This is a genomic window from Streptomyces auratus, assembly GCF_050433025.1.
Lineage (GTDB): Bacteria > Actinomycetota > Actinomycetes > Streptomycetales > Streptomycetaceae > Streptomyces > Streptomyces sioyaensis.
Genome location: NZ_JBNGCB010000003.1, coordinates 3599185 through 3619288, shown reverse-complemented (window position 1 = coordinate 3619288; position 20104 = coordinate 3599185). Strand labels below are relative to the sequence as shown.

General features: G+C 72.7%; 18 protein-coding genes. 11 read left to right on the top strand and 7 right to left on the bottom strand.

Annotation, left to right across the window (positions count from 1 at the left end; translation table 11 throughout):
- The first annotated feature begins 1 nt into the window (after window position 1).
- The 6 genes from BKA18_RS35450 (at window position 2) to BKA18_RS35425 (ending at window position 8319) form a co-directional block, all read left to right on the top strand.
- Window positions 2-1918 carry an amino acid adenylation domain-containing protein gene (locus tag BKA18_RS35450; protein WP_366044992.1) on the top strand — a complete coding sequence of 639 codons (1917 nt, stop codon included), beginning with the start codon at window positions 2-4 and terminating at the stop codon, window positions 1916-1918.
- On the top strand, window positions 1908-4763 hold the full coding sequence (locus BKA18_RS35445; protein WP_366044991.1) for a condensation domain-containing protein: 2856 nt from the start codon (window positions 1908-1910) through the stop codon (window positions 4761-4763). The genes BKA18_RS35450 and BKA18_RS35445 overlap by 11 nt, the downstream gene beginning before the upstream one ends.
- Before the next feature lie 227 nt (window positions 4764-4990).
- On the top strand, window positions 4991-5716 hold the full coding sequence (locus tag BKA18_RS35440; protein ID WP_366044990.1) for a TetR/AcrR family transcriptional regulator: 726 nt from the start codon (window positions 4991-4993) through the stop codon (window positions 5714-5716).
- Complete coding sequence (locus tag BKA18_RS35435) at window positions 5713-6948, top strand: cytochrome P450 (protein ID WP_366044989.1); 1236 nt, start codon at window positions 5713-5715, stop codon at window positions 6946-6948. The genes BKA18_RS35440 and BKA18_RS35435 overlap by 4 nt, the downstream gene beginning before the upstream one ends.
- 126 nt (window positions 6949-7074) lie before the next feature.
- On the top strand, window positions 7075-7560 hold the full coding sequence (locus tag BKA18_RS35430) for a hypothetical protein (RefSeq protein WP_366044988.1): 486 nt from the start codon (window positions 7075-7077) through the stop codon (window positions 7558-7560).
- Window positions 7561-7809: 249 nt separating this feature from the next.
- The gene (locus BKA18_RS35425; protein ID WP_366044987.1) at window positions 7810-8319 is read left to right on the top strand and encodes a mycothiol transferase; all 510 of its coding nucleotides are present in this window, start codon (window positions 7810-7812) and stop codon (window positions 8317-8319) included.
- 55 nt (window positions 8320-8374) lie between these two features.
- On the opposite strand, the gene BKA18_RS35420 is transcribed toward BKA18_RS35425, so the two are convergent.
- Window positions 8375-8878: a metallophosphoesterase family protein gene (locus BKA18_RS35420; protein ID WP_366044986.1), complete on the bottom strand. Its 504-nt coding sequence runs from the start codon at window positions 8876-8878 to the stop codon at window positions 8375-8377.
- Between the two features lie 40 nt (window positions 8879-8918).
- Window positions 8919-9740, bottom strand: a complete 822-nt coding sequence (locus BKA18_RS35415; protein WP_366044985.1) for an SDR family oxidoreductase — start codon at window positions 9738-9740, stop codon at window positions 8919-8921.
- Between the two features lie 221 nt (window positions 9741-9961).
- Here BKA18_RS35415 and BKA18_RS35410 point away from each other — a divergent pair, with 221 nt between their 5' ends.
- Together BKA18_RS35410 and BKA18_RS35405 are read left to right on the top strand one after the other, a co-directional pair.
- On the top strand, window positions 9962-10465 hold the full coding sequence (locus tag BKA18_RS35410) for a C40 family peptidase (protein ID WP_366044984.1): 504 nt from the start codon (window positions 9962-9964) through the stop codon (window positions 10463-10465).
- Window positions 10466-10592: 127 nt separating this feature from the next.
- Window positions 10593-10979 (top strand): thiol-disulfide oxidoreductase DCC family protein, encoded by a 387-nt coding sequence (locus tag BKA18_RS35405; protein WP_366044983.1) that lies wholly within the window; start codon window positions 10593-10595, stop codon window positions 10977-10979.
- 100 nt (window positions 10980-11079) lie between these two features.
- On the opposite strand, the gene BKA18_RS35400 is transcribed toward BKA18_RS35405, so the two are convergent.
- Entirely contained in the window at window positions 11080-11811 is a 732-nt protein-coding gene (locus BKA18_RS35400; RefSeq protein WP_366044982.1) for a L,D-transpeptidase family protein, read from the bottom strand.
- Between the two features lie 192 nt (window positions 11812-12003).
- Window positions 12004-12429 (bottom strand): hypothetical protein, encoded by a 426-nt coding sequence (locus BKA18_RS35395; protein WP_366044981.1) that lies wholly within the window; start codon window positions 12427-12429, stop codon window positions 12004-12006.
- Between the two features lie 306 nt (window positions 12430-12735).
- Here BKA18_RS35395 and BKA18_RS35390 point away from each other — a divergent pair, with 306 nt between their 5' ends.
- Window positions 12736-13224: an EF-hand domain-containing protein gene (locus BKA18_RS35390; protein ID WP_366044980.1), complete on the top strand. Its 489-nt coding sequence runs from the start codon at window positions 12736-12738 to the stop codon at window positions 13222-13224.
- Between the two features lie 58 nt (window positions 13225-13282).
- Here BKA18_RS35390 and BKA18_RS35385 read toward each other — a convergent pair whose 3' ends face one another.
- Window positions 13283-14902 carry an FAD-dependent monooxygenase gene (locus BKA18_RS35385; protein WP_366044979.1) on the bottom strand — a complete coding sequence of 540 codons (1620 nt, stop codon included), beginning with the start codon at window positions 14900-14902 and terminating at the stop codon, window positions 13283-13285.
- 644 nt (window positions 14903-15546) lie between these two features.
- Here BKA18_RS35385 and BKA18_RS35380 point away from each other — a divergent pair.
- Window positions 15547-16236: a transglycosylase family protein gene (locus tag BKA18_RS35380; protein ID WP_366044978.1), complete on the top strand. Its 690-nt coding sequence runs from the start codon at window positions 15547-15549 to the stop codon at window positions 16234-16236.
- A gap of 189 nt (window positions 16237-16425) precedes the next feature.
- Here BKA18_RS35380 and BKA18_RS35375 read toward each other — a convergent pair whose 3' ends face one another.
- A complete protein-coding gene (locus BKA18_RS35375) occupies window positions 16426-17016 on the bottom strand; it encodes an LppU/SCO3897 family protein (RefSeq protein ID WP_429638792.1) in 591 nt (196 codons plus the stop codon).
- Between the two features lie 311 nt (window positions 17017-17327).
- Window positions 17328-17762 carry a CBS domain-containing protein gene (locus tag BKA18_RS35370; RefSeq protein WP_006607942.1) on the bottom strand — a complete coding sequence of 145 codons (435 nt, stop codon included), beginning with the start codon at window positions 17760-17762 and terminating at the stop codon, window positions 17328-17330.
- Window positions 17763-18062: 300 nt separating this feature from the next.
- On the opposite strand from BKA18_RS35370, the gene BKA18_RS35365 reads away from it, so the two are divergent.
- Window positions 18063-20087 carry a M3 family metallopeptidase gene (locus tag BKA18_RS35365; RefSeq protein WP_366044976.1) on the top strand — a complete coding sequence of 675 codons (2025 nt, stop codon included), beginning with the start codon at window positions 18063-18065 and terminating at the stop codon, window positions 20085-20087.
- The last annotated feature ends 17 nt before the right edge of the window (window positions 20088-20104 follow it).

The window sequence follows — 20104 nt, the reverse complement described above, 5'->3', positions numbered from 1 at the left end:
GATGACCGCCCGCACCCCGTACTCCCCCGACGCCCCGAAGGAGGGCCCCGTGCTCACCGAAGGCACCCTGCCGCACGAGCGCACCCCGTCCGGTGACCGCACCGGGACCGTCCCGGCGGCCGGCCGGCCCGCGCCCGCGGCCGGACTGGCGGCCCTGGTGGCCTGGCACGCCGAACGGACCCCGCACGCCCTGGCCGTGGCGGACGGCGACAGCACGCTGACCTATGCGCAGCTCGTCGCGTCGGCCCGGGCGCTCGCCGCCCATCTGCACGAGCACGGCGTGCGCCCCGGTGACACCGTGGCGCTGCTGCTGCCCCGCTCCGCCCGCACCGTGGTCGCCCAGCTCGCGCTGTGGTGGGCGGGCGCCGGGTGCGTTCCGCTCGATCCGGCCCATCCGCGGGCCCGTTCGGAGGCGCTGACCGCCGACGCGGGTGCCACGCTGACCGTCGGTGACCGCAAGCTCCTGGAGTCCGCGGCGCCCGCCGGTGCCACCCTGGTGCTGCCCGGTGAACCGCTGCTCGGCGGCGATGCCCTCGCCGCGGCCGAACTCGGTCCGGACGCCACGGCGTTCACCATGTTCACCTCGGGCTCCACCGGCCGCCCCAAGGGCGTGGCCGTCCCGCACCGCGCGATCGCCGAACTGGTCCTGGATCCGGCGTACCTCACCCTCACCGCCCGCGACCGGGTGCTCTTCCACTCGCCGATGACCTTCGACGCCTCGACCTTCGAGGTGTGGGGCGCGCTGGCCAACGGCGCCGCCGTGGTGGTCTGCACCACCGAACGGCCGTCGCTGGAGGACCTGGCGCGGCACGTGGAGCGCCACGGCGTCACCGTCGCCTTCTTCACCACCGCGCTGTTCCACCAGCTGGCCGGCCGGCGCTCCCGGATCTTCTCGCTGCTGCGGTCGGTGATCGTGGGCGGCGAGGCGCTGTCCGCGCACCACGCCGGCGAGGTACTGCGGGCCTTCCCCTGGCTGGAACTGGTCAACGGCTACGGCCCGACGGAGGCGGCGACGTTCACCACGGCGCACCGCGTCACCGACGCCGACTGCCACGGCCAGATTCCCATCGGCCGGCCGATCGCCGGGGCGAGGGTGCATGTGCTCGACGACGCCGGTCGGCCGGTCGTGGACGGTGCCCGCGGGGAGCTGTGGATCGGCGGCAGCCGGCTGGCCCGGGGCTACACCGGGCAGCCGGAGCTGACCGCCGAGCGCTTTTGCGACCTGCCCGAGTGGGGACGGTGCTACCGCACCGGCGACCTCGTCTCGCTGCGGCCGGACGGCATCCTCGACTTCCACGGGCGCACCGACGACCAGGTGAAGATCCGCGGCTTCCGGATCGAGCCGGGCGAGATCGAACACGCCCTGCGGGAGCGGCCGGAGGTGGCGGACGCGGCCGTCACCGTGCACCACCCCTCGCCCGACGACGCCCGGCTGGCCGCGTTCGTGGTGGCCGCGCCCGGCCCGGTGCCGCGCCCCGGCGCCCTGCGCGAGGCGCTCACCGCCGTCCTGCCGGCCCATCTGGTCCCGGACGACATCCAGCTCGTCGAGGCGCTGCCGCTCACCCCCTCCGGCAAGGTCGACCGGCGCGCGCTGACGGATCTCGTCGCCGACGGCGGGGCCGAGGCCCCGGCCGGGCCGCTGAGTCCGCTGGAGCAGGCCGTCGCCGAGATCTGGAGCCGGTCGCTGGGCCGTGAAGTCGCCCGCGCGGACGCCGACTTCCTCGCGCTGGGCGGTCATTCCCTGCTCGCGCTGGCCGTCACCGACGACCTCCGCGAGGACCTCGGCGTGGAGCTGACGCTCGCCGACTTCTTCGCCGCCCCAACGGTGGCGGGGCATGCCGCGCTGGTCGAGCGCGCGCTGCTCGCCGCCCACAGCGATCTGCACCCCGGCGCCCCGGAGGACACCGATGGCCACTGATTCCCCCACCGCTGCGGCGCTCCAGGAGGAGCTGCTGCGCCGGGCGCGCTCCCGCACCGCCCGCCCCGCTCCCGCCGACGAGGCCGTCCACCAGGGTCCGACGCCGCTCTCGCATGCCCAGCGCCGGATGTGGCTGATGGACCGGCTCGGCCGGGACCGCGCCTCGTACGGCGTGCCCTTCGCCACCCGGCTGCGCGGCCCGCTCGATCTGGACGCGCTGGCCGCCGCGCTGACCGCACTGGTACGCCGCCACGAGATTCTGCGGACCCGCTACGGGCAGCAGGACGGTGAGCCGTACCAGGAGGTGCTGCCGGCACCGGAAGCGCTCGCGCTGCACGTCGTGGCGACGGACGAGGCGGGCGCGCCCGCGCTGCTGGCCGAGGAGGCGCACCGCCCGTTCGACCTCGCCGCCGGCCCGGTCCCGCGCGCCCTGGTCCTGCGACACGGGCCGCAGGACCACACCGTCATGCTGACGTTCCATCACATCTCCATCGACGGACCGTCGTTGGAGACGGTGGCCGGGGAACTGAGCGTGCTCTACGCGGCCGCTGCCGAGGGCTCGGCCGCCGGTCTGCCGTCGCCGCCCCCGCAGTACGCGGACTTCGCCCGGCGCGAGCAGGCGGCCGCCGGCCGGCTGGCACAGGGGCTGAGCCACTGGGCCGAGCGCCTCGACGGCGCCTCCCCCCTGCCGCTGCCGCGCCCCGCGCAGCCGGCCGCCGACACCGGCGCCCGGCCGGCCGGCACCCGCACCGTCCCGCTCGACCCTCAGGTGCCGGCCGCCCTGCGCGCACTCGGCCAGGACCACCGGGCCACCCTGTTCACCGTGGCACTCGCCGGGGCCTTCGCCGCCCTGCACCGCTTCACCGGCCGGGACGACCTGGTGATCGGCGTGGCCGGCACGCACCGGCAGGGCGCGGACATGCGCGGCCTGGTCGGGCTCTGCGTCAACACCCTCCCGGTCCGCGTGAACACCGCCGGCGACCCGTCCTTCACCGCGCTCGTGGCACGTGTACGGGACGCGCTGCTCGACGCCCAGCAGGGCCGCGAGGTGCCCTTCGACCTCATCCTGGAACGGCTCGGCGCCACCGCACGCGACGCCGACGGGACCCCGCTGGTCCGGGTGACCGCGGATGTCCTGGGCGCACCCACCACCCTGCAACTGCCGGGCATCGAGGGCGAGTACGTCGAGGTCAGCGCCGGGGAAGCCAAGTTCGACCTGTCCTTCGGCCTGGTGGACGGCGCCGAGCCGGCCGGCCTCGTCCAGTACAGCCGGACCGCGCTGGACGAGGAGGCCGCGGCCGCTCTCGGCACGCACTACGCCGCCCTGCTCACCGCGGTCGCCGCCGACCCGGGCCTGCGGCTGTCCCGGCTGCCCGGTGAGCCGCCGGCGCGCCGTGGCGAGGCCGGCGGGCATCCGGCCGAGGCGCTGCTGCGGGCGCACCCCGAGGTGGCCGAGGCCGTGGTGGTCGAACCGGCGGGCGGCCCGCTGCTGGCGTACGCCGTGTTGCGGGAGATCGGCGGCCCCGCACCGGCCGTGCTGCGCTCCCACCTGCGCGCGGCACTGGCCCGGGACTTGGTGCCCGCCGCGGTGACCCTGCTGGATGCCATGCCGCGTACGGCCGCCGGCACGGTCCAGGTGTCCCGGCTGCCGGGCATGCCGTCGGCTCCCGCGCCGGAAGGCGAGCGCGCCGAGGCCGTGACCGAGGGCTTCGCCGCGCTGCTGGGTCAGGCGCCCGGTCCGGACGACGACTTCTTCCTGCTCGGCGGCCACTCGCTGATCGCCGTGCAGCTCGCCGAACGGCTGCGTCAGGCGCTGAAGTTGCCGCTGACCGGCCTGGACATCCTCCAGGCCCGTACCCCGCGCGCGGTCACCGCCCTGCTGGACGCGCGCGAGGCGGAGCGTGCCGCCGCGCCCACGGCCGCCCCCTCCCGCCCGCGGCGCGCCCGCGAGGGCACGGTCCTGGTCACCGGTGGCACCGGCGGGGTCGGCGCGTTCGTGCTGCGCGAACTGGCCGCCCGGGGACGCCCGGTGCTGGCGCTGGCCCGTCCCGAATCCGCGCACCTGGTCGCCGCGCAGGGGGTGGACGTCATCGAGGGCGATCTCACCGACCTGGACGGTCTGCGCAAGGCCGTGGACAGCGCCGATGCGGTGATCCACGCGGCTTGCACCTTCACCCGGCCCGAGGTCGATGTGACGGCGATGGCGGCGATGATCGGCGCCTGGTCGCGCGGCCCGTTCGTCTTCGTCAGCAGCGTGGACGCCTATGGGCATCCCGAGGGCGAGTGGGTGGCGGAGGAATCCGCCCCGCGCGGGCCGCTGAGCGGGTACGGCCAGGCGAAGGCCGACTGCGAGGGGCTGCTGCTGCGGGCCGCCGGGGCCGAGGGCCGGGGCGGGGCGAGCGCCGTCCGCTCCCCTCTGGTGTGGGGAGCGCACCAGCGGCTGCGGGACCAATTGCGCTGGGGCGCCACCGGTCTGCTCTACCAAGCCGCGCGGGAGGGCCGGCCGATCGCCCTGCCGCGGCCGGGCACCGGCGGCCACGCCTGGTACGGCGCGGCCTGGGTGCACGCCGCGGCGCTGGCCCGGGCCGTGGTCTCCTGCCTGGACGCCCCCGTGCACGGTGTCGCCAACGCCGTCAGCGGACATCTCGCCTGGCGGGACCTCGCCACCGAACTGACCGCACTGCTCCGCAGCGGCAGCGAGATCCGTGACACCGACGAGGTCCACCCGGACCTGGACCACCGCTGGCACTACCACGCCGCGCGGCTGGCCCCGTCCCTGGTCGCGCAGCCGGGCGAGGACTGGCGTGCCGTGCTGGCCGCCATGGTCGGCCCCGAGGAGGACTGAGCCGCCGCGACGGCACCGGTCCGCCGGGCCGTACCGCCGCACCGCGCCGCGGGTGACAGCCGTGCTGTCACCCGCGGCGTTGCCGTTTCCGCGGCCGCCCGCACCGAACGAATCCGCGCGCACCACCGGCCGCACGGTGTGCAGCGAAACCGCCGGAGCCCGCAGTAGCCGGTGCTCACATAGCGCTCACTATTGACATAGCAATCACTATCTCTACTGTGGAAGACATGAGCCCGGATGCCGACCACACCCCGAAGCGCCGCCCGACGAGAGCGGAGACCAAGGCCCGCACCCGGCGGCTGCTGCTCGACGCGGCGGCGCGGACGTATGCCCGTAAGGGGTTCGCCGGTGCCTCCGTCGAGGAGATCGCCGAGGCGGCGGGATTCTCCATCGGGGCGGTGTACTCGAACTTCGGCAGCAAGGAGCGGCTCTTCGTGGAGCTGCTCAAGGAGCGCGCGAGCGAGCAGGTGTCCCGGGCGACCCGGATCGTGGCCGACGCACAGGCCGGCGACGATCCGGTGCCGGCGCTCGGCCGGCTGCTGGCGAACGCCGCCGACAAGGACCCCGACTTCGCTCCGCTCCAGGCCGAATTCTGGCTCTACGCGGTGCGCAACCCCCCACTCATGGAGACGCTGGCCGAGGAGCTGCGCGGTCCCCGGGCCGAGCTGGAAAGCCTCATGGGCAAGGCGCTGGAGCACATCGGGGCGCCCGCGGCCGTGCCCGCCGACGCGGTGGCCACGATCGCGATGGCGCTCTTCCAGGGGCTGCTGCGCCAGCGGCGGATCGACCCGGCCAGCGTGCCGGACGAGTTGCTGGGCCAGGCGATGCAGTGGCTGTTCGCCGGTATCGCGGCGAGCGGCCCCGCCACCGGCGCCCAGGGCCCCGACAGCACGGACGACCCCGCGGCCACGGACGCCCCCCAAGCCGCCGACCGGCCCGAGGAGAACCGATGACCCACGTCGACACCACGGCTGCCCTGCCGTCACTTCAGGACCTGCTCGACCCGCGGAACCAGGCCGACCCCTACCCCCTCTACTCCCGCTGGCGGGCGCAGGCGCCGTTCGCGCGACTCGACGATCGGCTGATGGTGCTCACCCGGTACGAGGACTGCGCCGCGGTCCTGCGCGACGGGCGGTTCGGGCACCCGGAGGCCGACGATCCCCGGTTCGCCGGCCGTCGCCCGTCCCTTGAGGTGCTGGTCGATGACGACGGCCGTCCCGTACGCGGCTTCCTGGGTCTGAACCCGCCCGACCACACCCGGATGCGGGCCCTGGTCTCCCAGGCCTTCACCCGGCGACGGGTCGAGCGTCTCGCACCGCGGATCGAGGAGCTCACCGCTGAGCTGTTCACGGCCATGGAGCGCACGCAAGGACCCGTCGACCTCATCGAGGGCCTGGCCACTCCCCTGCCGGTGGCGGTGATCAGCGAACTGCTCGGCGTTCCCACGGAGGACCGCCACCGGATGCTGACCTGGTCCCATGCGGTCGCGCGCGCCCTCGTCCCGGACTTCCTGCTGCCGCCCGGTGCCGCCGAACAGGAAGCGCAGGCGCGGCGCGAGTTCACCGACTATCTGCGCGAACTCGTCGTCGAGCGCCGCCGCGCACCGGGCGACGACCTGCTCTCGGCCCTGGTCACCGTGCACGACGACGGCGACGTGCTGAGCGAGAACGAGCTGCTGGCCACCTGCACCCTGCTGCTGATCGCCGGTCATGAAACCACCGTCAACTTGATCGGCAACGGGACCCTCGCCCTGCTGCGCCACCCCGACCAGTTGGCGCGGCTGCGCAGTGACCCGGCCCTGACCGACAACGCGGTCGAGGAGCTGCTGCGCTATGACTCGCCGGTCCAGCTCACCGTCCGTTTCGCCCTGGAGGATGCCGAGGTCGCCGGGGTCCCGGTCCCCGCGGGCAGCACACTTCTGTTGCTGATCGGTGCGGCGAACCGCGACCCCGCGGCGTACGAGCACCCCGAGCGGCTGGACATCGGCCGCACGCCCCTGCGGCATCTCGCCTTCGGCCAGGGCATCCACTTCTGTCTGGGCGCTCCGCTCGCCCGCCTCGAAACACAGATCGCCCTGCGAATGCTGCTGGCGCGCGCTCCCCAGGTGCGACTGGCCGGCGAGCCCGAGTGGAAGGACCACATCACGCTGCGGGGGCTGAGCCGACTCCCGCTCTCGCTCGGCTGACGCGCTCCACCCGACCGACGCACGGGGATGCGGTGTCACCAGCACCGCCACCCGCGCCCTGACCAGTGATCCGGTGTCACAAGCACCGCCACCCGCGCCCTCGTACGAGTGACCCTCGGAGGCCCCTTGCCCACGCCCGCGCGCCGCCCTCCGCACGGCCCGGCCGGAACCGGCGCCACCATCCCGCCCAGCGGCACCGCTGCGGCGTCCGACGCCCCCGCCCCGAGCCCCGGGAAGGGGAGCATCGCCGGGCTCTACCTCGTCGCCGGGCTCGTCATGGGCGGCGTCTGGGCCTGGAACCACGACTCACCGCTGTGGGAACACGCCGTGAAGCTGCTGGTCCTCCTGTTCGTCGCCGCACCGCTGCTGCACCTCGCACGCAGCCGCCGCGCCGCCCGGCGTCCGGCACACCGCCACCGGCTGTCGTTCGTCCGGCTGGCCACCGCGAAGATCGCCCTGGTCGTCCTCGCGCTCGGCGCCAGTTGGCTGCTGGAGGACTCGATGCCACACCCCGACCTGATCGTCGCGGCGGGGCTGGCCGCCGTCATCACCCTCCTCGGACCGCTCCTGCACCGCTGTTTGCTGGTGCGGTCGCCCGCCGCCGTTCCCTGACAGGAGCGGCGCACCGCGGCTCCCCCCGGATGCGGCCCCCGGCCGAACGAGTTCGGTGCGCCGGGGAAAATGCCGCCCGTCGGCCTGCCCCCGCCGATTCCTCCGCTCGGCTTGCGACCATGGTCGCGCTGCCGGGGCCGGGACCCGCCGGGTGTGCGACCGCCGCCGGAGCGCGACGGATCGGTCGACCGGTACCGGCAGCCGCGGACCGTCCGCGCGCAGACCTCCGTCGCCGCAAAGGAGCCCTGTATGAACGCCAGCACGGACCTGCTCGTCGATGCCTTCGGCCGGATCCGGGAGGTCGTCGAAGACGTGGTCACCGGGCTCGACCCCGACGAACTCAGCACCCGCCCCGAGGACGACGCCAACTCCATCGGCTGGCTGGTCTGGCACCTCACCAGGATCCAGGACGACCACCTCGCCGGAGTGGCCGGCACCGAGCAGATCTGGACGTCGGACGGCTGGTACGACCGCTTCGGGCTCCCCTTCGCCGCCGACGACACCGGCTTCGCCCACTCCACCAAGGACGTCGCCGCCGTACGGGATCTGAGCGGGGAGTTGTTGACGGGCTATCACGGCGCGGTGCACGACAACACGGTGCAGTACCTCGCCGGGATCGACGACAAGGACATGAAGCGGGTCGTGGACCGCGCCTGGAACCCGCCCGTCACCCTGGGAGTCCGTCTGATCAGCGTGATCGCCGACGATCTGCAGCACGCCGGCCAGGCCGCCTACGTCCGCAGCCTGCTCGGCCGCTGAGGAGCCGGGCGGGCGGCCCGGACCGGGCACGCGTCACCGCCCGGGCGGGCGTCTCTCATGTGCGGTGCGGCAGACGGTGCAGCTCCACCGCGGTGAGCCGGCCCGTGGCGATCTCCGCGGTCAGGTAGGTGCAGTACGGCTGCCGGCGGCGGTCGGTCGGCGAGCCCGGGTTCAGCAGGCGCAGCCGCTCGCCGGCCATGGTGTCCCAGGGGATGTGACTGTGGCCGAAGACCAGGACGTCGAGGCCGGGGAACCGTTCGGCGCACCGGCGCTCCCGCCCCTGCGCCGGGCCCGTTTCATGCACCACGCCCAGCTGTACTCCGGCCAGTTCGGCGAAGGCCACCTCGGGCAGCCGGGAGCGCAGTTCGGGGCCGTCGTTGTTGCCGTACACCCCGATCAGCCGGGCGGCGCGCTCCTCCAGCAGGTCCAGGGTCGCGGTATCGACCCAGTCACCGGCATGCACCACGACATCCGCGCGCGGCACTTCGTCGAGCAGCTGCGGCGGCAGCGTCTTGGCGCGGGTGGGGAGATGGGTGTCGGAGACGATCAGCAGGCGCACGGGGCTCTCCTCGGCAGGGCTCGTGGAGACGGCAGAGCGGTCAGTGTTCCTGGGCGGTCGGCCGCACCATGATCTCATTGATCGCCACATGCGCCGGCTGGGTGACCATGAAGGCGAGGGAGCGGGCGATGTCCTCGGCCCGCAGCCAGCGCTCCGGCGGCAGACCGTGGGCCGACGCGGCCTGGCCGCCGCGCGTCATCTCCGTCCGGGTCATGCCCGGCTCGACGAGCCCGACCCGGACCTGACGTCCGGTCACCTCCCGGCGCAGCGCCTCGCTGAACGAGCAGAGGGCATGCTTGGTGGCCGAGTAGACGCTGTTGTCCTTGCGGGGCACCCGGCCCGCGACCGAGCTGACGTTCACCAGGTCGGCCACGCCGCGCGGCCCCGCACTCGCCGCGTGCAGCAGATGCGGGAGCGCGGCTCGGGACATCCGCAGCACCGCTCTGACGTTGAGGTTGATCATCCGGTCCCAGTCCTCGGGATCGCTCTCCGCCACCGGGCCGCGCACGCCGAAGCCCGCGTTGTTGACCACGATGTCCAACCGCCCGAAGTGCGCCACGGCCTGCTCGACCGCCTCGGCCGGCTGCGCCGCGTCGCGGAGGTCGGCGGTCACGGCCAGGGACGTACTGCCCTGCGCGCCGAGGGACCGGGTGAGCTCCTCCAGCCGCTCGGTACGGCGGGCGACCAGGGCGACGGAGCAGCCTTCCCGGGCGAGCGCCAGTGCGGTGGCCGCACCGATGCCGCTGGAGGCGCCGGTCACCAGGGCCACGGTGCCCGACAGCGGCCGTTGGCCGGCGCCGCCGGCCGGCGCGGAGGCGTTCCGGCGCGCGGCCGGGGGGTGCTCGCTCTCTCCGGTGCCCATCGTGCGCTCGCTCCTCCTGCTCGTTCCCTCCGACCTCCGGCGGGCCGTATCCCGGTCCGGTGACCAGTACCCCGCCGGGAGTCCGATTCCCCTCCCCCTCCGCCATCTGCCCTGCCCCGGCAGCGACCGGAATTCGGCCACGCCACTGCGCTGTGCGGTCCGCCTGACGGTCCAGCGGGTATCACCTCCGGGAACCCCCCTTTGGCTCCCGGGAGCTGCTCATGAGGCACACCCACCCCCTGCCCGGCGACATCGGACTCACCCAAATATCCGGCATCACAGGCCGGTTGATCCGCTTCGGACAATGGATCAACGGAGACGGCTTCGCCGACTACGAACACGCCTTTCTGGTCCTGCCCGACGACCAGCTACTGGAGGCCGAACCGGGCGGGGCCCGCATCGTGCCGCTCGACACCTACGACGGTGCCGACGTGCGCTATGTGTGCCCGGAGCGGCTCACCGAGCGTCAGCGCGCCGCGATCTGCGCCGCGGCCACCCGCTACACCGGGGTGCCGTACAGCTTCCTCGACTATCTGGCGATCGCCGCGCACCGCTTCCGTCTGCCCCTGCCGGGGCTGCGCCGCTATGTCGCCAGCACCCGGCACATGATCTGCTCCCAGCTCGTCGACCAGTGCCATGAGGACGCCGGCGTACATCTCTTCGCCGACGGCCGCTGGCCGGGCTATGTGACGCCGATGGCGCTGTACAACCTGCTGGCCGACTGACCGGCCGTCCCCCTGCGGCGGCCCCTCGCGTCAACGCCGCACGATTCCTCGCGCAACGCAGCGAATACCATGGTCGTCGGCAGCACACATCGCTACGGACCGCGCGAGGGGTCGAGGGGGACGGGAAATGCAGCGGCAACCCGTACTCGTCTATGACGGCGACTGTGCCTTTTGCACGTCCGCGGTCCGATTCGCGGAACGATGGCTGCGTCCGCGCTGTACCGCCACGCCCTGGCAGTTCGCCGATCTCGCACGGCTGGGTGTCACGCCCCGGAGCGCGGAGCGCGAGGTGTTGTGGGTGACGCCGGCCGGAGCGGTGCACGGTGGCGCCCAGGCCGTCGCGAAGCTGCTGCTGAGCGCGTCCGGCGGGTGGCCGCTCGTGGGGGCGCTGCTCACTCTCCCGCCGGTGCGCTGGATGGCCCACGGCCTGTACCGGCTGATCGCCCGCAACCGTCATCGGCTGCCGGGCGGCACGGCGGCCTGTGCGCTGCCCTCCTCCCGCGCCTCCCGCTAGCGGGCCGAGCAGGACACGGCCGTACGGGACGGGTCGGGTGTGCGGAGGGCACGGCGCCCGGTGGCTGTCCGCCATCGGGCGCTCCCGGTGCAGGGTCGGATCAGGTGCCGGGCTTACGGCCGTAGACGTAGACGTCGTCACCGTTCTTCAGCAGCGACCAGTACTTCTTGGCGTCGCCGGTGCGCATATTGACGCAGCCGTGCGAGCCGGGTGCCGACCAGACGCTGCCGCTGATGGCGTGGAATGCCTGGCCGCCGTCGAAGAACTGGCTGTAGGGCATGGCCACGTGATAGATCGTCGAATAGTGGTGCAGGTTGCGCCAGTAGATCTTCTTGGCGCCGGTGCGGGTCTCGTAACCGTCGCGACCACTGCGGACCGGCACCGGCCCGTACACCAGCTTCGAGCCGTCCTGGACCCAGCTGAGCTGGCGGGTCAGGTCGACGCAGGCTATCCGCCCCTTGTTGGTGGGGCACTTCTGTGCCTTGTTCGGGTTGTTCCCGGCCGCCTGCTGCTGCGCGACCAGGCTCATCACCCCCCAGGTGACGGGGCCCGCGTAGCCGATGTTCGGGGTGATGCCGTGGCTGGTCTGGAAGGCACGGATCGCCCGGCAGTCCGCGGCCGACTGCCGGCCGTCCACCGGAAGCCCGAGGAACTTCTCGGCCTGCTTCTGGTAGGGACCGCGGGCCGCGGTGCACGAGGACGCGGTGGCGGCCTGGGCCGTGGAGCCGAAGGCCACCGTCAGCGGAACGGTCAGCGCCGTGAAGGCGAGCGCGGCGCCCACCCGGCGACCGGCAGCGGACCGCCGCATGCGCAGGTTCAGTCGTCTTTTCATGCCCCGTAGGACTGTTTGCCCGACCCGTCGGTTGCAGGCGTGACCGACCCGAAATATCTGCTGTTGCCACCCTGCGCTCCGGCCGGCAGGTACGGGCCGCGCCGTCGACCTCGACCCGGGAGACTGCCGGGCTCCAGGAGGTGGTACCGCCGGCGGACGGGAGGGCGTCCCGTCCGCCGGGGGCCGGCTCACTCAGAGCACCGCGGCGGTCTCCTGGCGCGCGTAGCTGAACCCCTCGTCGTCGAAGTAGAAGACGACGGCCTTCACCTTGTCGCCCTTGTCGAAGGACGAACCGACCTCCACCCGGAGGTTCACCTGCACCGTGTGGTCGGCGTAGTCGCAGATGAGCTTGTCCTTCTTGATCGTCCCGGCGGCTTCCGAGCCATTGTGGACGGTCGAGGCATTGAACACGTTGGCGACCAGCTGATGGTTCATGCCGGGGTCGCAGGAGTAGGTGACCTTCATCTGCAGGCCCGGGGCACGCAGGGCGACCTTGTTGATCGCAATGAGGTTGGCCTTGGCGGACGCGGCCGGCGCGGTCGCGAGCGCACCGGCCCCGACCAGGACGGTCAGGGCCGCGGTACCGGCGAGACGATGCCGGAGACGGGATGACTTCATCGGGTTTCCTTCCCCCCTGCGCAGCCACCCTGGTCCGAGACGACGGAGAAATATCCGCCTGTGCGGGCGACTGCGACAGATATTCGTTTTGGCTCGGGATCATACGTGATCTTCCGCGGCCGAACCGAATAGTTATTCGGACGGCGCCGACCGACTCCGGCCCCCGGGGAGCCACGCCGGACACACCCACTGATGACCCTCCGCAAGAAGTCGGCCACTTAATGTGCTCATGGCGGCTCTTCGTGGCGCCCGCGAAGAGCCGCCGCTCAGGCTCCGCCAGGAGCACCTCGTCCGGAAGGAATGCCCATGATCCCCAAAGCCCTGCGCGCGGAGTACGAGCAGCGCTTCGCCACGTACGACACCGACGGCGACGGCTATCTGACCGCCCAGGACTTCACCGCGCGGGCCCGCGTGCTGGCGGACGCGGTGGGTGAGCCGGCGGACTCGGCCAAGGCGCAGGCGCTGCAGGCGGGGATGCGCCACACCTTCGAGCAGCTCGCCGACCTGGCCGACGTGGACCGTACGGGACGCCTGAGCCAGGAGCAGTTCATCAAGGCGTTCTCCCGCGCCGGCATGTCGGGAGCCATCGGCTCCGTCGTGGGCCCGTCGATCGCCGCGACCATCGCGCTGGCCGACACCGACGGGGACGGCGTGGTCAGCCGGGAGGACTTCGCCGCGCTGCACCGGGCGGCGGGGTACTCGGCCACCCAGGCCGACGCGGCGTTCACGGCACTGGACCGCGAAGGTGAGGGCCGGCTGATGGTCGAGGCCTGGCAGGCCGCCGTCAGCGAGTAGCCGTCGGCGACGGCGCCGGCGCACGGCCGCGCCGCCGGGGAGAGCGGCACTGCGCCCCTCACGTCCGGAAGGTCGCCGCGAGGTACGACACCAGCTCCGGACCGCTCACCTGCGAAGAGCGCAGCCCCAGGTAGCCGTCGGGGCGGATGACGAACCCCGCGCCGCCGGCTGCTCCGTAGCTCTGCCGGAACTCGTCCAGCGCATCCCGGACGACGGGCAGCAGCAGGCCGTCCGTCGCGGTGTGCGGGGCCACGATCACCCAGGCGTCCAGCTGCCCGTGCGCCGCGCTCCGCGCCGACGCCACCAGCTCGCCGTACGGCAACAGTTGCTCCGGGTGGTCCGCATAGAGCAGCACGGTGTGCTCCTGGCCGCGCAGGAGGTCGAACAGCCGGGACGGGAAGGCGGTGAGGTCGAAGCGGAGACCGCCGCAGTCCGGTGCCCGGTCCCCGGGTGCGGGGCCCTGGTGCGGCGGCCGGTCCGGCGCGACGATCGGGCTGCCCCGGTAGTTGACGAGCAGCTGGGCCTCGCGCCGGATCACCGTCGACGGGTCGTCCGGATCCGCCTGGACGCCCTCAGCGGCGTGCCGCACCGTCCGCTGCACCACCTCCTCGCCCACGGGGCGGCGTTCCGCGTCGTAGCTCCGCAAGAGCTGTGCACTCGCCGTCGACCGCACCGCCATGGCCACCTTCCAGGCGAGGTTGCAGGCGTCCTGGATACCGGTGTTCATGCCCTGTGCGCCCGTGGGCGGATGGATGTGGGCGGCGTCCCCCGCGAGGAACACCCGGTGCGCGCCGTAGTGGTCCACCAGGCGGTGGCTGATCCGGAAGACCGAGGACCAGCGGAGCCGGGAGGCGGTGGCGGGCTGCGGGGCGAGCCGGTCCAGGACCGCCTGGAGGTGTTCCAGACCGGGGGCGGGGCCGCCGCCCTCCAGGCCGTGCAACACGCCCTCGTCACCGGGGAGTTGAGCCCGGGAGAGTTCGGGCGGGACGAGCATGGACATCCGGTAGCGGTTGCGGCCGGGCAGCGGAATGCACACCAGCAGGTCGTCGGTGTGCCCGTCGCGCTGGTGCATGGACCGGACCGCGTAGCCGGGCGGCAGTTCCCAGTCGACCTCGACGTCCCCCAGCATGTACTCCTCGGGGAGAGCGGCACCCTCGAAGCCGAACCCGAGAACCTTGCGGACGATGCTGTGGGCGCCGTCGCACCCGAGGAGGTAGCCGGCGCCGATCCGCTCCCGGGCGCCGGAGGGCAGCGCGAGTTCGGCCCGGACCTCGTCCGCGTCCTGCTCGAAGCCCACCAGCTCGGTGCCGCGTTCGACCCGGCCGCCGCCGCGCACGAGCACTTCCTCCAGGATCCGCTCGGTGTCGTTCTGCGGTAGCGCGGCGAAGCGGTACGGCACCTCCGGCGGCAGCGTCAGTTCTATCCGCGCCTGCTGGGCGCCGTTGACGTAGAGCAACTGTCCCCGCAGCGGCACCGCGGCCGCCAGGACCTCCCGGACCACCCCCATCCGGTCCCAGATCTCCAGCGTCCTGGGCTGGATGCCGACCGCCTTGGCGTACGGCTGCCGCGCGGGGAGCCTGTCGACGATGCGGCACCCGATCCCTCGGCGCCGCAGTTCGCAGGCCGCCGTCAGGCCGACCGGCCCGGCCCCCACGACCAGCACCTCCACGTCGGCCACTGCTGCCTCCCCTGCTGCCTCCTGTGTGCAGACACACTTCTTTCCAATGGACCACAGGGTGGGTCGCCTGTCCATTTCGTGGCGGTTTAAAGACATACGCCCTTTTGTTGGGAGCCCCGCCAGGTGCAGATACAGGTGGAGGCGTTTCCTGCGGCCGGCCGCCGCGTTTCAGGGTGCGGCCGGCCCCTGCACCTCGCCGTACCGGCCGACACGGGCCGTTGCACCGTGCCGACACGGGTCGTTGCACCGCGCCGGCGCCCGTGCGCGGTGCATGCGGACCTGCGCAGCGCATGCAACACGTGCGCCGGATGCGCTCGGCGGACACCCCGGGGCCGGGCAGGTGATCGCGGGGCTCGTGGGTGTCATGCGCCTCGGGCAAGAACGGTGCGCCCCTGCCGGTCTGATCAGGTGCGCCGTGTGCAGGCACGGTCGCGGACGGACGGCAAGGGTGCAGGGCGGAAGGCGATGGCGCTACCGCGCGCTCTGCCGGGCGGAAGTCGGGGCATGGTTGTCTCTTCCCCGTCAAATTCACGGCGCCGTACGGAAATGCGGTTCGAGCATCGTTCGAACACGCCCACCGTTAAGGCGCCGGGTTTTCTGAAATGCCGCCAGGCAACTGCGCGGCGGGCGACGGGAGTACCCGCATGGAATTTCGTCAGGCATCGGAATCGACCGCCCGGAATGAATTTCGGGGCCAGCGGATCCGGGGCATCACGGCGGCGGCCGTCCTGTTGGCGGCCGGTGTGCTGAACCTCGCGTCCGGAGCGCCGGCCGAGGCCCGGGGAGGCGCCTGGGACCGTCTCGCCGGGTGCGAGAGCGGAGGGAACTGGCGTATCGACACGGGGAACGGCTTCTCCGGAGGGCTGCAGCTCGCCCACTCCACCTGGCACTCGTTCGGCGGCGGCGCCTATGCGTCACGGGCGGCGCGGGCGAGTCGGGCGCAGCAGATCCAGGTCGCGGAACGGGTGCTGGCCCGTCAGGGCTGGGGCGCCTGGCCGGCCTGCTCGGCCTCGCTAGGACTCAACTCGGCCACCCGGCACAGCGCGCCGCGCTCCACCACCGCGCACGCCGCCCCGCAGCGGCACGCCGGTGCGCCGGCCCGCGGCCGGGTACGGCATCCGCAGCTCCATGAGAAGCGCCACAAAGACGGAAGTCATCGGAGTACCGGCAGGTCGCTCGTCGTCAATACCGGGGACACGGTGAGCGGCCTCGCGTATGCGCACGGATGCGACTGGCGCGAATTCTACCGGCTGAACCGAAAGGTGATCGGGGCGAATCCGCACCTCATTTTCCCCGGCATGCGACTGGTCCTGCCGCGTTCCGCGGGGCACTGAGCACGGTCCGCAATCCCCGGCATTTCCCGGCCTGTTGAGGGAAATCCGTTGATGCTCCGCCTTTGCACGGCACGGTGGCTCGTCCGTCACGGACGAGCCACCGTCAGGCGCTCTCGCCGTGCGGGGAATCCCACTGGAAACGGTCCGGCTCCCCCGCCGGCCAGCCAGGGCATTCCGGCTGCCGGCGTCCTAGGAGGCCGCGGCCTTGTCGCCGACACGCGTCATGCAGAGGTTCAAGGTCTCGTAGTGGCCGTCGAGTTGCCGGTAGCGGGTCTCTCCGGGCCCGCATTCGGCGTGCGGTTCACGCCTCACGACCTTGTACTTCGCCGCGGGCTCGGCACAGCCGACCGTCCGGAGAATCGGCTCTTCGTCCGTGCCGCCGGTCTGCCGCAGGCAGTCGCCCACCTGAGCCGTACCGGCGCTGTGCGGATCGACCTTGGGGCCCTTGCGGCTCTCGGCGTTGTACTCGTCCTGGTGCAGCGCCACCCAGGTGGCCACCCCGCCGAAGATCACAAGGACGAGGAGCGCACGGACGATGCCGGGTATCCGCACCTGCCGCGGCGGCCGGCCGCCGGGAGGCCCGGGTACGGGGCCGCCGGGCAGCTGACCGCCGGGGTAGCCGCCCTGCTGCGGCATCCCGGGCCCGCCGTACGGAGCCTGCGCCGGCTGCCCGTAGGGGACTTGTCCCGGCGGGCCGTACGGGGAGGGGCCCGGCTGTCCGTAAGGGGCCTGGCCCGGCTGTCCGTAAGGGCCGTAACCGCCCTGCGGTGGGGAGGGCATGGACACAGGAGCAAGTCCTTTCGTGTGGGCGCAACCGAGCATGCGCCCAGCGCTCCGATCCGATGTTGATCACCGCAGGCTAATCGGTTGGGCCACCGTCCCCAACACCGGCCCATGGGGCGGACACCGGGCTCCGTCCCGCCCGGAAGCGGTACGCCGGCACCCGGACGCGGCAGGCCGGCTCGGACGGCCCGGCTCAGGCCTGCCCGGCTCAGACGTGCCGGCTCAAGCGTGCCCGGCTCAAGCGCGCCGCCGGACTCGGTACCGGTAGCGCGCCTGGCCGGTGCTGAACGGACGGAGCCGTTCCGGGGTCAGGCGGTTGCGTAGACGGCGCTTGCGAACTCCGCGATCTGTTTGTCGCTGAGGTTCTTGGCGAGATCGGCCTCGGTGATCATTCCCACCAGTTGGTGGCCGCCCTTGACATCGATCACCGGCAGGCGCTTGATGTGCTGCTGCTCCATGGTCTTCAGCACCTCGCTGGCGTCCGCGTCGGCGTCGATCCAGTGCAGCCGTCCGCCCATCGAACCGGCCTGTACCGTCGCCGGGTCGATCCCTTCGGCACAACACGAGACGACGATGTCACGATCGGTGATCAACCCGGTCAGCTTGTTGTTGTCACCGCAGATGGGCAGGCAGCCGACGTCCAGATCGCGCATCATCTTCGCCGCGTCCTTCAAGGACTCGTGTGCCCCCACGCAGTGTGCTCCGCCGGACATGATGTCCCGCGCCCGCAGCTTGCTGGCCATGATTCCTCCTGCCTCAGGAGTGTGGTTCGCCTTGCCTTCGATCACATCACGGATGGTCCGTCGTCGCTTCCCGGGAGCGGGCCGAGCGCGGGCCGGGCGCGGGCCCGGGAACGGCCCGGGATGCTTGTGCCGCGGCGGGGAGGGGCTCAGTCGCCGTCCGGCCGGCAGAAGAGCGGGGTGCCCCACCGCCCCTCCCCTCGGCCCCCGCACATTTCGGGTCTCAACTACCGGCGCGCACAAGCTGTTCTCCTGGCGCGACTGCCGTACCCGGGCCGGGCCTCCGGCGTAGTGTCGAACGCTGTGACGTCGAATCCCTTCTTTGCGCCGAGCGATCTGCCCTACGAGCTGCCGCCCTTCGCGCGGATCCGTAACGAGCACTTTCTGCCCGCCTTCCTGCGCGGCATGGACGAGCAACTGGCCGAGGTGGCGGCGATCAGCGCCGGTGCCGGGCCGGCGACCTTCGAGAACACCGTCGAGGCGCTGGAGCGCAGCGGAGCGGTGCTGGACCGGGTGAGCCGGGTGTTCTTCAACAAGGCGGCCTGCGACACCGATGACGAGATCCAGGCGCTCGAAGCCGAGATCACCCCCCGGCTGGCCGCCCATGACGATGCGCTGCTGCTCGACCCCGCACTGTTCGCCCGGCTCGACGCGCTCCAGGAGCGGCGCGAGCAGCTCGGGCTGGACGCGGAACAGCAGATGCTGCTGGAACGCCATCACACCCGCCGGGTCCGCGCCGGTGCGCGCCTCGCCCCGGAACAGCAGCAGCGGCTGCGCGAGCTCAACGCCGAAATCGCCGCCCGGTCCACCGAGTTCGGGCAGAACCTGCGCACCGCCGATGCGGCCGCCGCGCTGGTGCTGGACCGCGCCGAGGAGCTGGCCGGGCTGTCCGCGGACCAGATCGCGGCCGCCGCCCGGAACGCCCAAGCGCTCGGGCACGAGGGCAAGTTCGTGCTCAGCCTGAAGAACTTCTCGAACCAGCCGGAGCTCGCCGCGCTCGACGATCCCGCCCTGCGCGAGCGCCTGCTGGCCGCCTCCCTGGGGCGCGGGATCGACAGCAACGGCCCCATCGCCGTCACCCTGGCCAGGCTGCGCGCCGAGCGCGCCGCCCTGCTCGGCTACCCCAGCCACGCCGCCTGGGAGGTCGCGGACCGGACCGCCGGCACCACCGAGGCCGTCGAGGATCTGCTCGGCCGACTGGTCGCCCCCGCCGTCGCCAACGCCGAGCGGGAGGGCGCGGCCCTGGCCGAGGCGGCCGGAGTTGCCGAGATCGGCGCAGCGGACTGGCAGTATTACTCCGAGCGGGTGCGCCGGGAGCGCTTCGACCTCGACGCGGCGGCGCTGCGGCCGTACCTGGAGCTGGAGACCGTGCTGCACGACGGTGTCTTTCATGCCGCCGGGCTGGTCTACGGGATCGGCTTCACCCCGCGCCCCGATCTGGTGCCGCACCATCCGGACGCCCGCGTCTACGAGGTGCACGACGCCGACGGCAGTCAACTGGGCCTGTACATCGGCGACTTCCACGCCCGCGAGTCCAAGCGGGGCGGCGCCTGGATGGACGCGCTGGTGTCGCAGTCCCGTCTGCTCGGCCACAAGCCGGTGGTGGTCAACCATCTCAATGTCGCGAAACCGCCGGCGGGCGAACCGGTGCTGCTGACGTGGAGTGAGGTCCACACGCTGTTCCACGAGTTCGGGCATGCGCTGCACGGTCTGTTCTCGGACGTCCGCTACCCGCTGCTGTCGGGCACCCAGGTGCCGCGCGACTTCGTCGAGTTCCCGTCCCAGGTCAATGAGGTGTGGGCGGACTGGCCGGAGGTTTTGGCGCATTACGCCCGACACCACGTCACCGGCGAGCCGATGCCGCCCGAACTGCCTGCCCGGCTGCGCGAGGCGGAGACCTTCGGTGCGGGGTTCCGGATGGTGGAGCATCAGGCGGCCGCGGTGATCGACTGGGCCTGGCACAGCCTCTCCGCCGACCAGGTGCCGGAGGAAGGCGCCGCCGAGGCCTTCGAGACGGCAGCCCTGCAGCGCTACGGGCTCGCGATGGCCGCGATCCCGCCGCGTTACCGCACCGGCTACTTCGCCCATGTCTTCCACGGCGGCTACGCGGCCGGGTACTACGGCTACCGCTGGGCGGAAGTCCTGGACGCCGACACCGTGCGCTGGTTCCGGGAGAACGGGAAGACGGTGCGCGAGAGCGGGGAGATCTTCCGCCGGGAGCTGCTGAGCAAGGGCGGCAGCGTCGATGCGATGGGGGCGTTTCGCGCGGTGGTCGGCCGGGATGCGCAGATCGAGCCGCTGCTGGCGCGGCACGGGCTGGAGGGCTGAGCGTCCCGGCCGCGGGC

Excerpts from the sequence above, each read along its gene's own strand:
- BKA18_RS35450 (WP_366044992.1), top strand. The coding sequence starts at position 2 with ATGACCGCCCGCACCCCGTACTCCCCCGACGCCCCGAAGGAGGGCCCC.
- BKA18_RS35445 (WP_366044991.1), top strand. The coding sequence starts at position 1,908 with ATGGCCACTGATTCCCCCACCGCTGCGGCGCTCCAGGAGGAGCTGCTG.
- BKA18_RS35440 (WP_366044990.1), top strand. The coding sequence starts at position 4,991 with ATGAGCCCGGATGCCGACCACACCCCGAAGCGCCGCCCGACGAGAGCG.
- BKA18_RS35435 (WP_366044989.1), top strand. The coding sequence starts at position 5,713 with ATGACCCACGTCGACACCACGGCTGCCCTGCCGTCACTTCAGGACCTG.
- BKA18_RS35425 (WP_366044987.1), top strand. The coding sequence starts at position 7,810 with ATGAACGCCAGCACGGACCTGCTCGTCGATGCCTTCGGCCGGATCCGG.
- BKA18_RS35415 (WP_366044985.1), bottom strand. The coding sequence starts at position 9,740 with ATGGGCACCGGAGAGAGCGAGCACCCCCCGGCCGCGCGCCGGAACGCC.
- BKA18_RS35410 (WP_366044984.1), top strand. The coding sequence starts at position 9,962 with ATGAGGCACACCCACCCCCTGCCCGGCGACATCGGACTCACCCAAATA.
- BKA18_RS35405 (WP_366044983.1), top strand. The coding sequence starts at position 10,593 with ATGCAGCGGCAACCCGTACTCGTCTATGACGGCGACTGTGCCTTTTGC.
- BKA18_RS35400 (WP_366044982.1), bottom strand. The coding sequence starts at position 11,811 with ATGAAAAGACGACTGAACCTGCGCATGCGGCGGTCCGCTGCCGGTCGC.
- BKA18_RS35395 (WP_366044981.1), bottom strand. The coding sequence starts at position 12,429 with ATGAAGTCATCCCGTCTCCGGCATCGTCTCGCCGGTACCGCGGCCCTG.
- BKA18_RS35390 (WP_366044980.1), top strand. The coding sequence starts at position 12,736 with ATGATCCCCAAAGCCCTGCGCGCGGAGTACGAGCAGCGCTTCGCCACG.
- BKA18_RS35380 (WP_366044978.1), top strand. The coding sequence starts at position 15,547 with ATGGAATTTCGTCAGGCATCGGAATCGACCGCCCGGAATGAATTTCGG.
- BKA18_RS35375 (WP_429638792.1), bottom strand. The coding sequence starts at position 17,016 with ATGCCCTCCCCACCGCAGGGCGGTTACGGCCCTTACGGACAGCCGGGC.
- BKA18_RS35370 (WP_006607942.1), bottom strand. The coding sequence starts at position 17,762 with ATGGCCAGCAAGCTGCGGGCGCGGGACATCATGTCCGGCGGAGCACAC.